This is a genomic window from Caballeronia sp. M1242 (genome assembly GCF_017220215.1).
In the GTDB taxonomy this organism is placed as follows: domain Bacteria; phylum Pseudomonadota; class Gammaproteobacteria; order Burkholderiales; family Burkholderiaceae; genus Caballeronia.
Genome location: NZ_CP071132.1, coordinates 168,785 through 187,234 on the forward strand (window position 1 = coordinate 168,785; position 18,450 = coordinate 187,234).

At 66.6% G+C, this 18,450-nt stretch carries 10 protein-coding genes; all 10 read right to left on the reverse strand.

Going from position 1 to position 18,450, the window contains the following annotated elements:
* Positions 1-8: 8 nt before the first annotated feature.
* Positions 9-1,589, reverse strand: a complete 1,581-nt coding sequence (pelF, locus tag JYK05_RS24335; RefSeq protein ID WP_206470831.1) for a GT4 family glycosyltransferase PelF — start codon at positions 1,587-1,589, stop codon at positions 9-11.
* Positions 1,586-2,641, reverse strand: coding sequence for a hypothetical protein (locus tag JYK05_RS24340; protein WP_241270135.1), 1,056 nt, complete (start codon positions 2,639-2,641; stop codon positions 1,586-1,588). The genes pelF and JYK05_RS24340 overlap by 4 nt, the downstream gene beginning before the upstream one ends.
* On the reverse strand, positions 2,628-4,085 hold the full coding sequence (locus JYK05_RS24345; RefSeq protein WP_206470832.1) for a PelD GGDEF domain-containing protein: 1,458 nt from the start codon (positions 4,083-4,085) through the stop codon (positions 2,628-2,630). Before JYK05_RS24345 ends, JYK05_RS24340 begins: the two co-directional genes overlap by 14 nt.
* Positions 4,086-4,089: 4 nt before the next feature.
* The gene (locus tag JYK05_RS24350; RefSeq protein WP_206470833.1) at positions 4,090-4,635 is read right to left on the reverse strand and encodes a penicillin-binding protein activator LpoB; all 546 of its coding nucleotides are present in this window, start codon (positions 4,633-4,635) and stop codon (positions 4,090-4,092) included.
* A 47-nt stretch (positions 4,636-4,682) separates the two neighbouring features.
* Positions 4,683-9,326: a tetratricopeptide repeat protein gene (locus JYK05_RS24355; protein ID WP_206470834.1), complete on the reverse strand. Its 4,644-nt coding sequence runs from the start codon at positions 9,324-9,326 to the stop codon at positions 4,683-4,685.
* The gene (locus tag JYK05_RS24360) at positions 9,301-12,228 is read right to left on the reverse strand and encodes a bifunctional glycoside hydrolase 114/ polysaccharide deacetylase family protein (RefSeq protein WP_241270136.1); all 2,928 of its coding nucleotides are present in this window, start codon (positions 12,226-12,228) and stop codon (positions 9,301-9,303) included. Before JYK05_RS24360 ends, JYK05_RS24355 begins: the two co-directional genes overlap by 26 nt.
* A gap of 184 nt (positions 12,229-12,412) precedes the next feature.
* Positions 12,413-12,778: a response regulator gene (locus JYK05_RS24365; protein ID WP_241270137.1), complete on the reverse strand. Its 366-nt coding sequence runs from the start codon at positions 12,776-12,778 to the stop codon at positions 12,413-12,415.
* 163 nt (positions 12,779-12,941) lie between these two features.
* A complete protein-coding gene (locus tag JYK05_RS24370; protein WP_159834173.1) occupies positions 12,942-13,121 on the reverse strand; it encodes a CsbD family protein in 180 nt (59 codons plus the stop codon).
* Positions 13,122-13,318: 197 nt separating this feature from the next.
* Positions 13,319-17,446, reverse strand: coding sequence for a chemotaxis protein CheB (locus JYK05_RS24375; RefSeq protein ID WP_206470837.1), 4,128 nt, complete (start codon positions 17,444-17,446; stop codon positions 13,319-13,321).
* A 477-nt stretch (positions 17,447-17,923) separates the two neighbouring features.
* Positions 17,924-18,193: a hypothetical protein gene (locus tag JYK05_RS24380; protein WP_241270138.1), complete on the reverse strand. Its 270-nt coding sequence runs from the start codon at positions 18,191-18,193 to the stop codon at positions 17,924-17,926.
* Positions 18,194-18,450: the final 257 nt, after the last annotated feature.

Genomic DNA, 18,450 nt, shown 5'->3' on the forward strand with positions numbered 1-18,450 from the left:
GGTATCCTTTATTGTTTCGCGCGCGTTTCGTCGCCGATGAGCCGCTCGTACAGCACGCGATACGCGCCGACCATCCGCTCCTGCGTGTAGAAGCGTTCCACTCGCGCGATGCCTGCCGCCTGCGCCGCGCGCCAGTTGTTCTCGTCGAGCAGATCGAGCGCGGCGTCGGCGAGCGCGCGCGGATCGGCAATCTGCACGACGCGGCCCGCCGCGCCGAGCGCCGCGTCTTCGCCGGGCAGGCCGTAGATCAGTTGTCGGCAGGAGCCGACATCGGTCGTCACCGAAGGCACGCCCGCCGCGAAGCCTTCGAGCACCACGAGCGGCAGCGCTTCGGAGATGGAACTGAGCACCAGCACGCCGCATTTCGGGAGCAGTTCTTCGATTTTCTGGAAGCCGAGAAACTTCACCTTGCCTTCGAGCCCGAGACTTTCGACGAGACTGCGGCATTCCTTCGCGTATTCGACGTCTTCGTCTTCAGGTCCGGCGATCCACGCCTCCGCGAGCGGTTCCTTGCGCACCACGGTCAGCATCGCGCGAATGAAGGTCTTGATGTCCTTGATCGGCACCACGCGCCCGATCAGGCACAGCGTCTTCGGCACGCCCGGCGCGCGCTTTTCGCGCAGCGGCGCGAGTCGCGGCAGGTTGACGCCGTTCGGAATGCTCGCCGTCCGTTGCGCGGGCGCGCCGTCGGCCACTTGCCGCTGGCGATTGCCTTCGTAGAGCGCGATGATGTCGTCGGCCGCGTCGTAGCACACGCGCCCGAGCGTTTCGAAGAAGCGCACCCACAGATCGCGGAAGTAGCCGACTTGCGACACGTCGCGCTCGAAGATGCTGCGGTTGTCGCGTATCCACTGGCTCTGGAACAGGTCGATCTTGCGTTCCTTCGTATAGATGCCGTGCTCCGACACGAGCAACGGCCGGCCCGTGCGATAGTGCGCGAGCGCGCCGAGGAAGCCCGCATAGCCGGTGGATACGGTGTGATAGACGCCGGCATCCGGCAGACCGTCGGCGATGCGCGCGAGCAGCCAGAGCGGCTTGTGCATCACGCGCACGGTCCAGAAATAATCGACGAACGAAGGGTCGGTGCATCGCTCGCGATACTGCTCCGTCACGTAGTTCCACGCCTCGCGTGAGTAGAGGAACTCGCTCTCGGAGAGACGGCCGTCCGGCGCGAGGTCTTTGAGCATGTCGCGCAGCATGGAGCCGGCCGCGGCGCGCATCGCGGGATTGCGCATGGCTTCGTGCAGTTCCGCCGATTGCGCGAAGGCCGCCCGATCGCCGCGGCGCTTCGCCACTTCGGGGTTGGCGGCGAAGTCATAGAGAAAGTGATTCTCCTGATGCACGACGTTCTCCGGCAGCGCATACGAAGCCTTCGGATAATCCTGCGGACGGCTGCCGAGAAAGCACAGCGCAAAGCTCAGGTCCGGAAACGCGCGGATCATCTGATTGACCCAGCTCGACACCCCACCGCTCACATACGGGAACGTGCCTTCGAGCAGCAGCACGACGTCGGCGCGCGGGGCCTTTGGCAGCGTCGTCGTCAACGCGGGCCACGATGTTGGCGGAATATCGGCGATGTTTGCGTTCATGAGGCGCCTTTGCGCAGCGTGGCGAGCGAGCCGCGCCAGTAGTCGAGTACGGGCTTCATGACGGGCAGGACCGCGGACGGGCTCATCTGTCCGAGAAGCGTCTTGACGCGGGCGAAGTCGCCGCGCAGATACGCGGCTTCGGCCAGATAAGGCAGCATGCGGTCGCGCGCGAAGCCGTGTTGAATCGCGCGTTCGAGCAGCATGTCGGCGGCGTCGAGATCGCCGCGATCGAGCGCGAGCCGCCCGCGCATGCGCCACAGCGCCGCGTCCGCCGGTTCGATATCGAGCGCGGCGGCGGCGTAGGCATCGGCCTGCTCCGCCGCGTTGCGATACACGTCGCCCTGCACGAGATGCGCGTAGATCAGTTCGCCGTACAGTTCGGCGAGCGTCTTGTTCACTTCGTAACGCTCGCGCGGCGTGAGCGGCTCGGCCAGGCGAGGGCGTTGGGCGAGGATGCGCTGCGTGAGGCGCTTCTCCTGGCTGTCGAGCATGCCGTAGGCGAGCAGGCGAATATCGTCGAGCGGATCGGCGAGCATGCCGCGCAACAGCGGACTGATGGTGTGCGCGGGCATCGACTGCATGGCGAGCAGCGCCGTCATGCGCAGGGACGTCGCCGCTTCCGCGTTTTGCAACTCGGCCTTGAGGCGCGCGCCGCGTCCGTACGACACATGCGGAATCAGATGCGTCGCGAACTCCGGCTCCTCGACGTACGCGATGCCCTTCGCGGCCACGCGGCGCGGCAACGCTAGTGCGAGCACCATCGCGCCGACCGAGACCAGCGCGCCGCCCACCGGCACCGCGAACACGAAGAGCCACAGATAGCACCACGTGCCCTTCGAGCGATAGCGCGCGGGCAGCGTCCGCCAGCACGCGAACGCGAGGAGCGTGGCCGCTACGGCCTGCGCGGCAAGACAGGTGAGCAGTACGCGCGTCGGCGGCCCGGCGCGCGAGGCCAGCACGAACATGCCGATTTGCACGGCGACGCCGAACAGCGCGGCGAGCCACGCGAGCCACGCCGTCACGCGATGGACCGGGCGTTCACGCGTCGGCATGACACAGCCTCAGGAACTGATGCAGCGCGTCGATCGGCGAATCGGCGGAAAGACGCATCGAATGCGTCGCGACGCCGGCCGATTCGAAGTCCGTGCCGAACTGCGCGCGCAGGTTTTCTTCGATGCGCAGCAGATAACCCGCGACCGCGCTTTCGCCGGAGAGCGGCATCAGCGTAAGCACGACGCGCTGTGTCGCCGTGAAGATGGGCCATTGCGCATCCAGCGAGCGCCGCAGCCGCAGCACGTGTTCGTGCAGCGAGACGCCGAGCTCGCTCGCGTCGAAGACGAGCGCGACGAGCGACGACTCCACGCCCGTATCGCGCAAGAGGCGCACGAGGCGCGCGTAGTCCAGCGCGAAGTCGTACGGACAGCGCGGGAACGCCTGCAACACCGAACGGCTGATCTCGGCGTGGCGCACGCTGTCCGCGTAATAGCCGCCGAGCACGAGCAGGAACTGAAGGTTGTCGCGGGTCATCGCGAGGAACGGCATGCGCTCGACGACGAGCAGCGCGACATGCCGGCCGCCTGCATCGAGGAGCGGCGCGACGGCGCGGTAGCGCGTGTTCGCTTCCGCGCCCGCGGCACCCGATATCCCGCGCGACTCCGGATGCGTGAGCGCGAGCGTTTCGCGCGCCTCGGCGACGAGCGGATCGGCGAGATCGAGCGTGAACGGTTCGCCGACGCTCGCGACCGGCGTCGTCTGCACCGTGTTGCCGTTCCACACGAAGAGGCTCGCGGTTTCCAGCTGACACGCCTGCGCGGCCGTCTTCAGAAAGCGCGCCGCGCCGATGAGCGGGCCGTCGTCCTCGTCGTTGAGCGCGAGCGTGCGCAGGCGGGCGAGCGAATCGCGCAGCGTGGCCGGGCGCGCGAGCACGTCCTGTTCGAGCCGTTCATGCGACAGGCGCAGCAGGAACTGGTTCTTCGTGAGAATGGAAAGACGCTCGGCGAGATAGTCGTTGGCGATGCGCGCCTGCCGCTGACGGCCGATCCAGATATCGCCGAACTGGCCGCATAGAAGCGTCAGCACGAATCCGCCGAAGAAGAAGCTGCCGGGAAATACCGCGTGCGGGCGAGGCGGGCCGGCCGCGTCCGATACATACCACGCGAGCAGCAGCATGAGCGCGCTCGCCATGCCGGCGAGCGTGCCGTAGCGCAGCGCGAAGACGACCGGCAGCAGCCACACCCAGCCGAAGCCGGTGCGCAGCAGCAGCGGATCGGCGGGATCGACGAGCCAGCAGATGCCGGCCATGACGACGGTCGCGATGGCGACTTCCATCGCGATGAACGCCGCCCGCCTGCCGGAAATGCCCGAAGGCGCGATGACGCGCGCCCACGGCATGTCGCGCGAGACCGACTGCCCGCTTTGTGCCGCGCGTTGCCGTCGCGGGCGCGCCGCGCCGCCCGGCTTGGCCGATGCCTGCGGTTTGCCGTCCACGGTATTCATGGCGTTACTTCGTCAACGCGCCGAGCAGCTCTTTTTCGAGCTTTTGCGCGACGCCCGAGAGCGCGTCGCGGCTCCAGCCGGTGCGGCTGCCCGCCGCGCTCCAGACGACCTTGCCGCTTGCGACATCGACGACATCGAAGGTCAGGCCCACGGCGGGCTCGCCATCCACGCCGACCTTGTAGCGCCATTCCGTCACCGTGCCGGTCAACGCATAGCGCACGTTCTGCGAGCGCGCCCATGCGAGCGCCTTCGTATCGATGCCGGGCTTCGCGGTATCGAAGAGCGTCTCCTCGTCGCCGCTATCCGGATAGCGCGTGAGCGCCACGCCGCCCGATGTCAGCAGACTCTGCGCGATGGCCGACGCGCGCAGTCCCGCCTGCGGCGTTTCCGTGCGATTGGTAATCGGCAGCACGGTCCAGCTCGCGTTCTTGTCGAGCGGGGCGCTGGCGTTGTCGCTGCGATCCACCACCGCGCAGGCGTTCAGCGCGAGCGCGACCCACACGCTGCTCAAGAGGCCCGCCCATCGTTCGAATTGTCGTGTCGTTTTCATGTGTGCTCCGCTTGCCTCGTTTTTCGATGCCCGTGACGCGACCGCGGCTAATACAGCCAGCGATAGCGCACGCCGTACTCCGTGAAAGCCTGCGTGCGGCCGGACGTGACGCCGGCGTGCTCGTAATACATGGTCGCCTGATCGTTGCCGAAGACGCTGCCCGCCAGTCCCACGCGCACCTGCGCCGTCCAGCCCTGATTCGAATCGTGGATCGGCCCGGCGGCGAAGAACGGCCGCCACGCCCGCGTGTAGCCTTCTTCCAGATCGTCGCCGAACGAAAACAGCAGGCCTTCCTGAGTAAACGTCTGCGGCATGAAGTGCTGCGCGATGAGCGGCGCGCCCGCCGGCAACAGACGCGCGAGTTGCCCGCCCGGATTGCCCGACGCGCTGTACTGCCCGTGCGTAAGCACGGCGCGAACGGTGTAGTCCGGATAATCGACGCGCAGCTTGTAGCCCGCGTTGAAGTCCGCGACGGCGCCCGTGCCGAGGAACGACTTGTCCTGTCCGTAGAAGCGCGCATATTCCACGCGCCCGCCCGCGAACACATGCGGGTCCGGCCGATAGTTCACGCCCACGCTCGCCAGATGCTTCACGCCGCCGACGATCAGCTGGCTCGTTTCGGTCGCCATCTGATTGAAGCCGAGCCCGTAGTTGAAGCTCAGGTTCTGCTGCTCGAACAGCGTGCCGTCGAGGCGGAAAGTGGTGAAGTCGTCGAGCGCGTTGCGCCGGCCGACTCTCACGCGCTCGGTGTCGTCGAGTCCGAGATGCCGCCACGCGAGCGACAACTGGCGGTCGTGTCGCGGCACGTTCGGCAATGAGGCGTCGCCGTGCTGGTTTCGATCGGCGTAATCGAGCGCGAGCGATTGCGTCGGCGACAAGCGCAAGCCCGCGCCGATGCCCGCCTCCGTGTACGACAGCCCGCCTTGCTCCACCACGCGAAAGCGCGGCGCAATGGCCTGCGCGTTGCGCAGCAACTGCTCGCGCAGAATCTGATTGACGATTTCGTCGTCGGGCAGCGCGAACTGCTGCTCGTATGCATGCGTCTGCACGTCGCCGAAACGTCCGGTCACGGCTTCGGCGTCGAGGCGATTCTGTCGCGGAATCCAGTCGGCTTCGGTATCGAGCAGGCGGTTCAGCGTCGCGCGGTCGTGCTCGGCCAGCGCGATGGTCACTTCCGCATATACGGGACGCGTCGCGCTGTCGATGTACTGGCGCAGCAGCCAGAGGCTTTCGGCGTCGTAGGCGTCGTGCGATTGCAGCCAGCCGAGCGCGGCCTCGCGCGCCACCGCCGAGTACACGCGCCGCCGCTTCTCTTCGCGATGCGCGACGCTTTGCATCGCGTCATCGGTGAAGGCGAAGGGCGGTGGCGCGGGTTCATCGCCTGCACTGTCGCCACGATCGGCGCGCAGCAGTTCGATCAGCACTTGCCGCGACGCGTCGCCGCCCGCGAACTGATCCGTGAGGCCGACCATGCGCGCGCGCAGGTCTTCGCGCTGCTCGTCGTCGAGCGTCACAGGCTGTTTGCCCGCCGCGCGCTGCGCCATCTGCTTTTTCCACACGGCGTTGCGCACGCGCCAGGCATCGTCGATGCGGCCGTTCAGTTCCAGCGCGTCCGCATAGCCGAGCGCCCACAGCGGGTCGTCGCGGCGCGAGGCGGCTTCCTTGTGCATCATGTGCAGTGCGCCGCGTGCGTCGCCCAGGCGCAGATACGACGCCGCATACGGCGCCCAGAGCGTGCTGTCGCGCTCGGCGTCGCGGGCGTGGCGGGCGAGCGTCGCGCGCAGTTCCGCATTGCTGCCGCGTTCGTTGAGCGCCCAGATGAGCGCGGCGCGGGCCTCGTCGTCGCCCGGAGCAAGCGCGGCGGCCGCGCGCGTGTCGGCGAGCGCGCCGTCGGGATCGCCCGCGCGACGCAGGTATTGCGCGCGAGCGAGCAAGAAACGCGGCGAGCGCTCGGCTGCGGCGAGCGAGGCCGGATCGAGCGAGGCGAGCAACGCGCGGATGCGGCCGGTCGCGCGCGCCCGCAGATAGTCGTAGACGGCAAGTTCGAGCAGGCGCTCGTTGCCCGTCTTGCGATACGCGAACTCCGCGATGCGGCCCGCTTCGAGCGGCTGATTGTCGTACAACGACACCATCGCGGAGAGATCGTCGGGCGTCGCGATGCCTGCCTGCACGAGCTTGCCGTAGCCTTCGCGCGCCTTGCCGTCCTGCTGATCGACGGTCGCGAGCATCGCGTAGAAGCGCCAGAAGTCGGCATCCGATGCGGGAGCGCGGCGCTTTGCCGAATCGAGCACGGCGAGGGAGCGGTCGAACTGCGTGCGCGTGTAGTACATCAGGCTCAGTTTCAGCGCGTACGCCGAGTCGGGGCCGAACTCGCGCATCAGGCGCTCGTAGGTCGCGATGGCGAGGTCGTCGTCGCCCTTGCGTTCGGCGAGCCGGGCGTAACGTTCGAGCACCGGCCGGCGATAGGCGCCGTTCGCGCGGGCTTGCAGGAAGCGCAGGGCGGCGTCGGGATCGGCCTGCGCTTCGTACGCGCTCACCACGCGGTCGAGCTGCTTCGTGTCGCCCGGCGCGCGGTCCGATTCGTGGATGGCGGCGGCGAGCATCGCGTCGTTGTCGCCGAGCGCGGGCGCGAGGCGCTGGACCTGCTTCCAGTCGCGCTCGTCGTTGCGCGCGCGGGCGAGCGCGAGATAGTTGGCGAGCGCGACATCGGGCGCGTGATTCCACTCGGCGACCTGCGCGAGCCGCTCGCGCCATTCGGTCGATGCCGGGTCGCTCTTCACTGCGTCCTGCGCGACGCGCTGCGCGCTCGCGAGATCGCCGTTGGCAAGGAACACCTTGAAGCCGAGTTCGTAGTCCGACGCTTCGATGGGCGCGGACGGTTCCTGATTCGCCACGCGGAGGATCGAGAAGGCGTTCCGGGCGCGGCCGGTCATGCAGGCGCGTGTGCACAGAACGGTGCTGAGCTTCGTTGCGTTCGTCGTCTTTCTTGCTGCGCTTATCGCAGGCGCTTCGCTCGCCACGTAGCTCGCGCGCAAGGCGCTCGCTTCGTTGGCCGCGTTCCCCACAGTCGCCGCGTTCAGCACGCTTCGCGCGTGCGCTGCGCTCACTGCGGGCGAAGCGTGCACCGCAAAGACTGCATTTTGCATGCTCTTCGCGTTCGCTGCGCTCGCTGCGTTTCTCGCGCTCGTCGCCCTAGCCACGCTACCGGCGCTCACCGCGCTTCTCGGGCTTCTTGCCTCCGCCGCGCTGACCACGCTCGCTTCGTTGGCCGCGTTCCCCACAGTCCCCGCGTTCAGCACGCTTCCCGCGTCCGCTGCGCCCACTGCTGGCGAAGCGTTCACCGCAAAGACTGCATGCTGCATGCTCTTCGCGGTCGCCGCGCTCGCTGCGTTTCTCGCGCTCGTCGCCCTAGCCACGCTACCGGCGCTCATCGCGCTTTTCGCGCTCCTTGCGTCCGCCGCGCCGACCACGCTCGTCTCGCTGGCCGCGTTCCCCACAGTTCCCACATTCAGCACGCTTCCCGCGTGCGCTGCGCCCACTGCGAGCGAAGCGTTCACCGCAAAGACTGCATTTTGCATGCTCTTCGCATTCGCTGCGTTTGCTGGGCTGGCTGGGTTTCTCGCGCTTGTCGCATCGGCCGCGTTCAGCCCGCTTCCCGCGTCCCCCGGACTTACCACGAGCAGAGCGTTCCCTGCGATCACTGTATTTCCCACGCTCGCCCCGTTCCGGAGGTTCCGCAGGTTCCGCACGTTCAGCGCGCCCTCGGCCAACCTCACCGCCTCGCGCCCCCCACGCCACCCCGCGAGCCTCGGCCCGCCGTCGCGCCGCTCGCGCGACGACATGTCGAGCAGGCGTCGCGCGTAGCGGTCCGCGATATCCGGTCGGCCCGCCGAGAGCGCGAGCCGCGTCAGATAGCGCAGCGTCTCGCGGTCGCGCGCGAGCGAACCGAGATGCGCGTCGGCGGCGGCTAACGCATCGGCGGGACGGTTGGCCGACTGCAACGCCTGCAACGCGGACAGGTATAGGCGTCGCTCGTCCTCGCGCGTCGCGGCGTGAGCCTGCGCCGCGAAGAACGCATCGGCGGCACCGGCGTAGTCGCCCGCGGCGAGCTTCAGTCGCGCGCCCTCAGCGAGCCAGCGCGGCGCCTGCGCCGGCTCCATCCGCGCGAGCCGCTCGTAGTAGCGCCCGGCGAGCGCGCTGTCGTTCAGCGCGCGCGCCTTCTTCGCGAAGGTTTCCATCTGCGCGGCATCCCACGGCTTGTCCAGCGCCTCGGCGAGCAGAGCGTCGAGTTCCGCAAGCCGCGCCGCGCGCGCCGGATCGCCCGGCTTCAGCGCATAAGCCTGCGCCTCGGCGAGGTCGATGCGCGTGCGCAGCGCGCTCGACTGCGCCTGCGGATCGGACGAAACGGACAGGCGGCGCAGCATTTTCTGCGCGTCCGCGATGCGCTGCGCTTTCAAATACTCCTGCGTCAGCTCGGTCAGGACTTCGGCGTTGTTCGGCTCGATGCGCAGCCACGCTTCGAGATAAGCGACGGTCAGCGTATCGACCTGGCGGCCTTCGAGCAGCCGCTCTTCCAGCCGCTCGCGAGGAAACGCGAGCACGAGCATGAGCGCGACCAGCAGCCCGAAAGCCGCGACGACGAACGGCGAGAAAAGCCGCTGGCGGTCAGGTTGCGCAGACGACATCGACATGAACGGAATTCGTTGCGTGAGCAGAGCCGGACGGCGAATACACGCGCCGTCCCTGAGACATGCCGGGCGCGAGCGGGCGGCCATCCGCCTTCACCATGCAAGCGTTCGCGCGCGCCTCGCCGCCGATGGCGAAGCGCGGCGCGGCGTGCGGCGCGAGATCGAACGAGAAGCCTCGCGGCGTGCGCGCGAAGTGATCGATCACGCCGTTGGCTTCCGCGAGATAGGGCAGCTTCGCGGCGCGCGCGGCATCGATCACGCGAAAGCGGGCGTCGGCGCCCGTCAGATGCACATACACGCCGCCCGGCCCCGGCAAATAGCCCGCCACCCCCTCGGCGCTTGCGAGATCGGGCGCGCGTCCTTCGGGCAGCCGCACGGTGCGCAGCGCGCCGCTGCCGTGAATGAGCCAGAAATCGCCGTCGCGCGAAATATCCATGCGCTCGAAGTCCAGCACCTTTTGCGCGTATTCGGAGACGTAGACGGGCATGAGCGGTTGCGCCGACAGCGTGCGATACACGTCCGACAACGCCTTCACCGACGCGTACTTGGTGCCCGAAAACATGTGGTAATAGACATCGACCGGCTTGAAGCGGATAGGGCGCTCGGTCATGTCGAACGTTTCCAGCACGCGTTGGTAACCGTAGTACGGACCCTGCCAGAGCGCGGTGTACGCCTCCTCGTTCTGATTCGGCGCGAACACCTGAAAGAAGCCGTTCTTGTCCACGCCGAGCGGCGCAATGGCGGCCCAGCTCGGATAGCGTTTCGTGATGAGCGTGTCCCCGCCGTTCATGTTGTAGACGCCCGCGTTGTCCGCCGCCGCGATGACCGGCGCGGGCACCTGACAGTCGCCGCTCCACAGCAGCACTTTCACGCGCTTGCCGGCGGGCGCTAGGCGGTCGATGTAGCGGATCGACCCGGCTATCTCGCGGTCGGTGTCGTACCGGTAGCCGGGAATGTCGATGGACAGGCCGTTGTAGTTCGCGCGGCTGCCGCCCTCGGCCGTGTCGGTGTCGCCGCCGGACTTGCCGAGGCCGGTCACGCGCATCCACTGCAACGGATGCGTGTACGTGTGGCTCGCCATCTCGACGTTCGGCAGCGCGAAGATGTCCCGCGCGATCGCGCGCAGGCGCGGCGCATCCTTCGGATACGGGCCGTCGTCGGAGATCTCGCCTTCGATGACGGACACGGTCGTTGGCAGGCCGAACTGACGGATCACCTTGTAGAGCGCATCGCCGGAATACTGCGGCGGGGCGGATGTGGAGACCTTCATCGGCCCGCCGTTCACGTCGAATTCGGCGCGCGAGGCGAGGCCGTCTCCGTCGATATGCGTCATCAGAAGACGCCGGCCGTTTTCCGTCGTGGGATCGGGCGCGGGCATGTCGTCGGGCAGGCGCAGCGCCGCGCGAAAGAAGCGTATCGGTTGCAGCACCCAGCGCGCTTCGTTTGCCATCCGCATGTCGAAGACGGCGAACGGGCGCATCGCGTAGCCGCCCCACGGCGTGATCGCGGCGGCGTCGATGGCGAAGTCGTTGCCCGCATCCGCCGATGCGAGCCTGAGCAGCGAATGGCTGCGCGGGCCGGCGCGCACGTTGGTCGTATCGTGCGGATCGGGCTGCGGCTTCATCTCGAAGCCCATCATCGACGTGTCCATCGACTCGACGCGCAAACGATTGCCCGGCCGGCCCGCGACGGGCACGAGATCGAGCTTTTGCGCGAGATCGCCCTGAATGTCGATGCCGAATGTCGTCAGCATCGCGACGGGCACGTGATGATCCACCTGCGTTTCGAGCCAGTCGTGAAACGCCGTGCGATCCGGCGCGGGCGAGTCCAGCCACATGACGATGCCCGCGTACCGGCTCGACAAGTCGCCCTCGGGCAGCGGCTTTGCGATATCCGCGAACTCGACGCGGTAGCCGAGCCAGTTGAGCGGCATCGAAACGTAGCGCACGCCGGCGGTCACGTTGAGGCTCGCGCCGGGCTGCACGTTCTGCACGACGAGGATCGTGCGCGGCACGTCGCGCCGGGCGGCGGTATCGGATGCGGACAGCGGCGCGGCGCTTTCGCTCGCCGCCGATGGCGCGCGTGCCGGGCCGGTGCCGATGGTCTGCAAAGCGCCGTCGGTGACATACGGAATGATGCCCTGCGCGCTGATCTCGTGGATCGCGTCGTTCGTGCAGGCGCGGTCCGCAGGCGGGCAGTAGTCGATGGATAGCACCGGCAGGCCGTAGCGCTCGCGCAATGTCTGGGCTTGCGCCAGCAGCCAGTCGCGGTCCGCTGCGGGCACCGCGACATAACGCTTCTTCGCCTGATTCCATCCGCGATACAGCGATTCAAACGCGACCGCATAGGCCAGATCGTGCACATCGGGCATCAGTTCGAAGCCACGGTTGAAGATGAGCCGCGCCTCGGGATAACGCGCCTTCAGCGTGCGAATGACGGCGACGAGTCCGGCTTGCTGGCGGGCACGCTCGTCGTCGGTCGTGGCGATCGTCTGATACGAGTCCAGCGTATCGAGAAAAAAGCCGCGATAGCCCTTGTCCCACAACGGCGCGATGACGCGCTCGACGAAGAACTGCGGCCATCCGGGCGCGGTCTGGTCGATGACGCGCGACGCCCACGCCGCATTGCTGCCCTTGAGCCATGCCGGCGGCATGTCCTTGAAGTAGCTGCGAGAGGGCGTCACCTCGCCGACGCTCACGTAGGCCAGCCACTTTGCCTGGCCGGAAGCCGGCGCGTGCGCGGCAGGATCGAAGCCGCTGTCCGGTTCGACGACGACGTGATCGAACGACGCGAGTTGCCCGACCGGCACCGGCGCGCCATAGAACAATGCGATGGAAGGCGGGGACGTTGCGTCGTCGGCGCGCGCGCAGGCGAACGTCAACGAAGCGGCTACGAGTGCCGCCATCTTGCGCCAGAGGTCGCGTCGCGCATCAACGCCAGGCTCGCGCATTATGCAGGGCAGGGGCCGGCCCGGTCGGCGGCTCCTTGTATTGCAACGGGCTCGGAGTGAATGTGCGTTGGTTTCATATCGCTCGGGCCTTCACGGTCTGCATGGAGTCCTGTTCAACGTGTCACGCGGGCGGCGCGCCCTAAGCGGGATCGGCGCCGCACAAATAACGCAGTAACGGAGCGAGTTTGTCCGCGTCCGTCGGTTTCGCGCAGTAGGCATCGAAACCGGCTTGCCTCGCTGCCTGCAAGTCGCCAGGCGTCGAAAGCGCCGAATGGCCGACTAATATCGGTTGCGCAAGCGTGGTGGATAAGCGCAGGTAGGCTGCAACCTGCAATCCCGACAAATCCGGCATCCAAATGTCCAGCAGCACGATATCGGGCCGCCAGCGTTCCGATGCCTCGATGGCCTGCTGGCCACTATAAACGACTTCGGTCGGAAAGCCATCGACGGCGAGCACCATCCCGATGGCGTCGGCCGTATCGACATAGTCGTCGACGACAAGCACGCGAGGCGGCAGCGCGCCATGGCATCGGCGGCATGTCCAGATCGCACACTTGGGAGAAACTTCAAAATCATCGCGCATTACGCCGCGCCCCATATGTGCGAAAGCCGCGTCTGTCCGGCACGCGGCTCGTTGATCAAGCCCGCATGGCTGCGGGACGGGCGTCCTAGCGTTGATCCTTCTTGACGTCTTCCTTCACGTCGCCGTACTGCTTGCGGGCTTCGCCCACGCCCTGCTGCACCTGGCCCTTCACTTCCTGGCTGGTGTCGCCTGTCATGTTGCCAACGGCTTCGTTGACGTTCCCCTTCACCTTCTCGGCTGTACCCTTGACCTGGTCCTTATTCATGGTGTTTCTCCTATCGGTTACGTGGGGGTGACCACGCTTTTGTATGAGCAAGGACCGGGCCTGTTATGCGTGATGCGCGAAAACCCGTGCAATACGGGCCTCTGGACCGCTGCAGCCGGTGGAAACCAGCGCATTTGACGGCGAAACCGGGCAATTCTTGCAAGCAGGCGCGAGCGTTCGCGCGCGGACCGTGGAGTTTATCGACCGGACCGCAGGCGGTGGACGACATCCGCAAGGGCCTGCAAATTGAACGGCTTCGCAAGACACGCGTCGCATCCGGCCTCCTGCGCGAACGTTTCTTCCTGCGCGACGGGGCGGCCCGTCAGCGCCGCAATGGGAATCGCCGCGCACAAAGGCAGTTTTCTGAGCGCGCTGACGAGTTGATAACCGTCCATGTCCGGCAGGCCGACATCCGTGATGACGAGATCGAACTGTGTTTGCGACGCCTTCTGCAACGCATCGTCCGCGTTCGCCGATGAAACGACGACCGCTTCGTACAGCGACAAAAGGTCGGCCATCGCGGTCAGCGACTCTTCCGAGTCCTCTACCAGCAGAATACGCAAGTTCCTGAACACGGAGAGATCGGCGGGCATGTCGCCGGCCTGCCGGTGAGCGAACGAGGCATCGGCGGGAAGCGACACTACGAAGCGCGTTCCGTGTCCTTCGCCATCCGAGAACGCTTCGGCGTTGCCGCCGTGCAGTTGCGCCAGTTGCCGCACGAGCGACAGGCCAATGCCCAGTCCGCCGGGCCGCGCGCGGTAGGGCACGTTGGGCGTCTGCTGGAACATGTCGAAGATGGACGTAATCGCGGCGGGCGCGATGCCGCAGCCGGTGTCCATCACTTGCAGCCGCACGACATCGTCGCGCTGTTCGAGCGTCACCGTGACACAGCCGCCTCGCGGCGTGAACTTGAGCGCGTTGCTCAGTAGGTTCCAGGCGATCTGCTCGACGCGGATCGCATCGCCGCGAATCAGAACCGGCGCGTCTGCGAGCGAAAGTCTCAGGTCGATGCCGCCTTCGTCGAAATCGCGCTGCATCGCATCGGTGATGGAGCGGACGATGGCCGCCACGTCGGTCGGCGCGAAGCGCAACGAGAGCTTGCCCGTCTGAATGCGCGAGAAGTCGAGCAGGTCGTCGATGATCTGCGCCTGCGCGAGCACCGACTTCTGAATGGCATCCGAGACGTCCTGAACGCGGCCGATATGACGCGCTTCCGGAATGCGCGCGAGAATCTCCGCCTTCATGTGAATGAGATTGAGCGGATTCTTGAGCTCGTGCGACAACACCGCGATGAACTCGTCCTTCAGGCGGCTCAACTTGCGTATCTCGATGTTGTTCGCGCGCTCCTGCTCGATCACGTTGTCCTTGCGGCCTTCGGCGAGGCGGCGCTGAGTCGCGTCGTGAACGATCTTCGCGTAGCCGGAGAAACCGGACGCCTCGATGCGGCTCAGAAAGCCGCTGCAAAACACAGGCGTGCCGCGTTTCGTGGCGTGCCAGCGTTCGTCCTCGGCGCGCCCGCGCTCGCGCGCCTTCTTGCGTTCGCGCGCGGGCACGCCGTCGGCGATGTCCTCCGGCGTGTAGATCGGGTCCAGATGTTTGCCGACCATCTCCACGCTGTCGAAGCCGAAAATGCGCGTGGCGCCGACGTTCCAGCTCACGATGGTGCCGTCCTCGTCCACCACGATGATCGCGAAGTCATGCGTGCCCTGCGCCGCAAGCCGCAGCTTCTCTTCGCTGACTCGCGCCTGATCCTGGGCGGCCTTTTGTTCGGTGATGTCGATGAGCGCGAGCACCGCGCCGTCGATGCGGTCGTCGTCGGTGCGGTAAGGCAGCACGCGGGCGAGGAGCGTGCGGCCGTCCTTGCTCTTCACTTCTTTCTCCGAACGCTTCAACTGTTCGAACGCCTCGCGAAGATCCTTGAGCATGTCCGGATAATCGAGCTGATGCGTCAGATGCTCGAGCGGCCGTCCCTGATCCATCGGGCGGATGTTGAAGAACGAATCGGCAGGCGCCGTGTAGCGCTTGATCCTCAGCGTCCGGTCGACGAACACGGTCGCCACGCCGACGAGCGCGATCAGATTCTGGAGGTCGTCATTGACGCGCGACGATTCCTGAACCTTGGTCATCAATTCGGCGTTGACCGTCAAGAGTTCCTCGTTGAGCGACTGCAATTCCTCCCGGCTCGCTTCGAGCTCTTCAGTCGCTGAACGCAGTTCCTCGTTCATCGCCTGAAGTTCCTCGTTGGACGCTCGCAGTTGCTCTCTCGATGCCTGCTGATGATCCATCGACGTGCGCAGACGTTCTTCGCTTCCCTCGAGCGCCTGTCGCAGCGAGTCCACCGTCTCCACGCCTGTCGACGCGCGCGGCGTATCCGTCGCGTCGCCGGGCGCGGCGAAGTCGCAGATCACCGACACGAGTTGCTGCCGGTAGGCGAAATCGCGATACGGCCGCAGCGAGAGGTCCGCTTCGATCTCGCCCGCCGCCGTGATGAAGGGAACGGAGAGCTCGTCCTCGCGCTGCTTGCTGGCGATGCAACGCTCTGCCGCCTGCCGCACGCGCTCCTCGGCATCGCGGCGCACGATGTCGAAGAGGTTGGTCACGCGCGTGTGCCGGACGTTTTCGGTGAGCGTATCGGCGCGCGCCGAGCGATGCACGATGGCGCCATCGGGGCGCATCACGATGACGGCGGGGCCGAACAGGTCGAGCGCGCGCGCCTGACTGGGCAGACGCGGCACGGCGCGGCGAGCGTCCGACGCATCGTGAAAGAACGTGTGTCCGCCGAACGCGTGGCTTTCGCTTTCTTCCTTGTCGGCGAAAAGCGCGCTCGTGACCGTGGCGAGCGGCGCGATCGGCCTGTGCCGTGCGCGATAGATGCGCCTTTGCTTGTCGACGGGGCGAAACAGTTCTTCGGCGAAGTCGGCCGATTCGGCGGTGCCCAGAAAGAGGAAGCCTTCATGCGGACGCAACGCATAGAAGAAGGTGTCGAGCACCTGCCTTTGCGCGCGGCGTTCCATGTAGATGAGCACGTTGCGGCACGAAACGAGATCGATGCGTGAGAACGGCGGATCGCGCAAGAGGTTGTGAGCGGCGAAGATCACCGTATCGCGCAGCGACTTCACGAGCCGGTAACGGTTGCCGTCCCGCGTGAAATACTGGCTGAGGCGCGCAGGGCTGACATCGTTCTGAATGGCGAGCGGGTAGCTCGCCGACCGGGCGAGCGCAACGGCGCGTTCGTCGATATCGCTTGCATAGACGGTCACCTGAACGCGATGCGGCAAACGGCGCACGGCTTCGTCCAGAAGGATTGCGATCGAGAAAGCCTCTTCGCCCGTCGCGCAGGCCGGAACCCACGCGCGCACCTTATCGCGCCCGCGAAGGTTGTTCATCAGTTCGGGAATGATCGTGTTTTCGAGCGAGGCGAAGGCGTCCGTGTCGCGAAAGAAATGCGTGACGCCGATAAGCAGGTCGGCGAGCAGCTTCGGCGTTTCTTCGCTGTGACGCGCGAGATAGTCGCGATAGGCGGCCGCGGTCGCGAGTCCGTTCACCTGCATGCGTCGCTCGATGCGCCGCACGATCGTGCCGCGCTTGTAACTCGCGAAATCATGGCGCGTGCGGGCACGCACGAGGTCGAGCACATCGTTGATGGCGTCGACCTGCGGGCCCGGCACGCGGGCATCGAGCGCGGGTTCCTCGTCGGACGGCGCGGGCAGCTCGATCTGCTTCGCGTTCAGCGAAAGCGCGAGAACCTTTGGGATGATCTGATCGAGCGGCAAAACGAGGTCGACATCGCCTGTCCCGATCGCGCTGCGCGGCATGTCGCCGTACTCGGCTTCGTCCGGTTGCTGCGCGATGGTGACCCCGCCGCGTTCGCGCACGCGCGAGATGCCCACCGAGCCGTCCCCGCCCGATCCCGACAGCACGACGGCGAATGCGCGCGAGCCGTGCGCGTCGGCGAGGCTGCGGAAGAACACGTCGATGGATGTCGGCGGCGTGCGGGGCAAGTGCGGATCGCTCAGGCGCAACTGACCGTCGATCATCGAAAGATGCTTGCCGGGCGGGATGACGTAGACCGTGTCGGTCTCGAGAAGAACCGGTTGGTTCACCTGTCGCACGCGCAACGGAGTCACGCGCTGAATGACCTCGTGCGCATGGCTCGCGTGATTCGGCGAGAGATGCAGCACGACCACGAAGGCCACGCCGGGCGACGCGGGCGCCGCCTCGAAAAGCCGCAAAAGCGCCTCGACGCCACCGGCCGAAGCGCCGATTCCCACCACCGAGAAGTCGGGGCCCGAGCTCTTCGGGTGGTCTGCTGCCTTTGCTTCCATTGTGTGGTCTCCGCGCGCCGGGCACAGGCCGGCTTCGCTACTGTGCTATGTATGAGACGGATAAGCAACGACATTGCGCGAAGCGGACGGTGGATGGCGTCGGACTTCAGCGCTTCGCGGTCGGATGCGGTCGGATGCGGTCGACAAGGGGCGTCAGCGGCGGGCGTGCGGTGAACGATGCTCGACGTGATGGCAGATTCTACGTTGTCAAGGGACTGTCTTCGTTATCGTCGTCATGGGGCACACACGCCGAGGGTCTGTTGATTCGAACGTAGCCGCGTGGCCGCTTCGCGCGCTTGTCACCGGTATGAAGGAACGCTGCGCGCGGGAGCCGTCCGCGCATGCCGGCCAGTTCGACGCCGGATTGCATCGCGTCGAAGTATTCGCAAACTGCGGCGTCCTTTGCGCGACCGGCGCGCAACATACCGCGCGCGAGCGCCTTGGACACCGCGAGGACAGGCGGACAGCGGCGTCCGTTTATTGCGTCGTCGTGGCCGAGCCGGTCGAGCCGGTGGACCCGGAGGAGCCGTCGCCCGAGACATTCGCTTTCTTGCTCTTCGAGTGCTTGCGCGTCGCATGCTTGCCCGTGGGACCGGCCGGCGAGCCAGTTTCACCGTTGCCGTTCGGCGTTCCGACGCCGACGCCGCCCTGGCCCGCGCCGTTGCCGCCTGGCAGGCCGCCGCCCGAGCCTTGCGCGAATGCGCCGCTCGATACGGCCAGCACCAGCGCGGAAAGGAGAATGCTCATCTTTGCCGTCTTCATAAGGTCCTCTCGAGAAATGTTGGTCGACCGCACGCAGTCGATGCGGATCGGTGCCCTGCAGTGCAATTGCTGTGCCGCAGCGGGCGCGGGCCATGATCGTCGCCGATTACGAGGACGATGGCGTGACAGGCCGCAAGCCCGATAGTATGTCGGGCCGCGTGAGTTCTTGCTGAAGGCGGAGGGGGTGATTGCCGGGAAATCGGGAGAGGCAGCGCTGGCGGCAGATGCCGCACGCCGCGCGA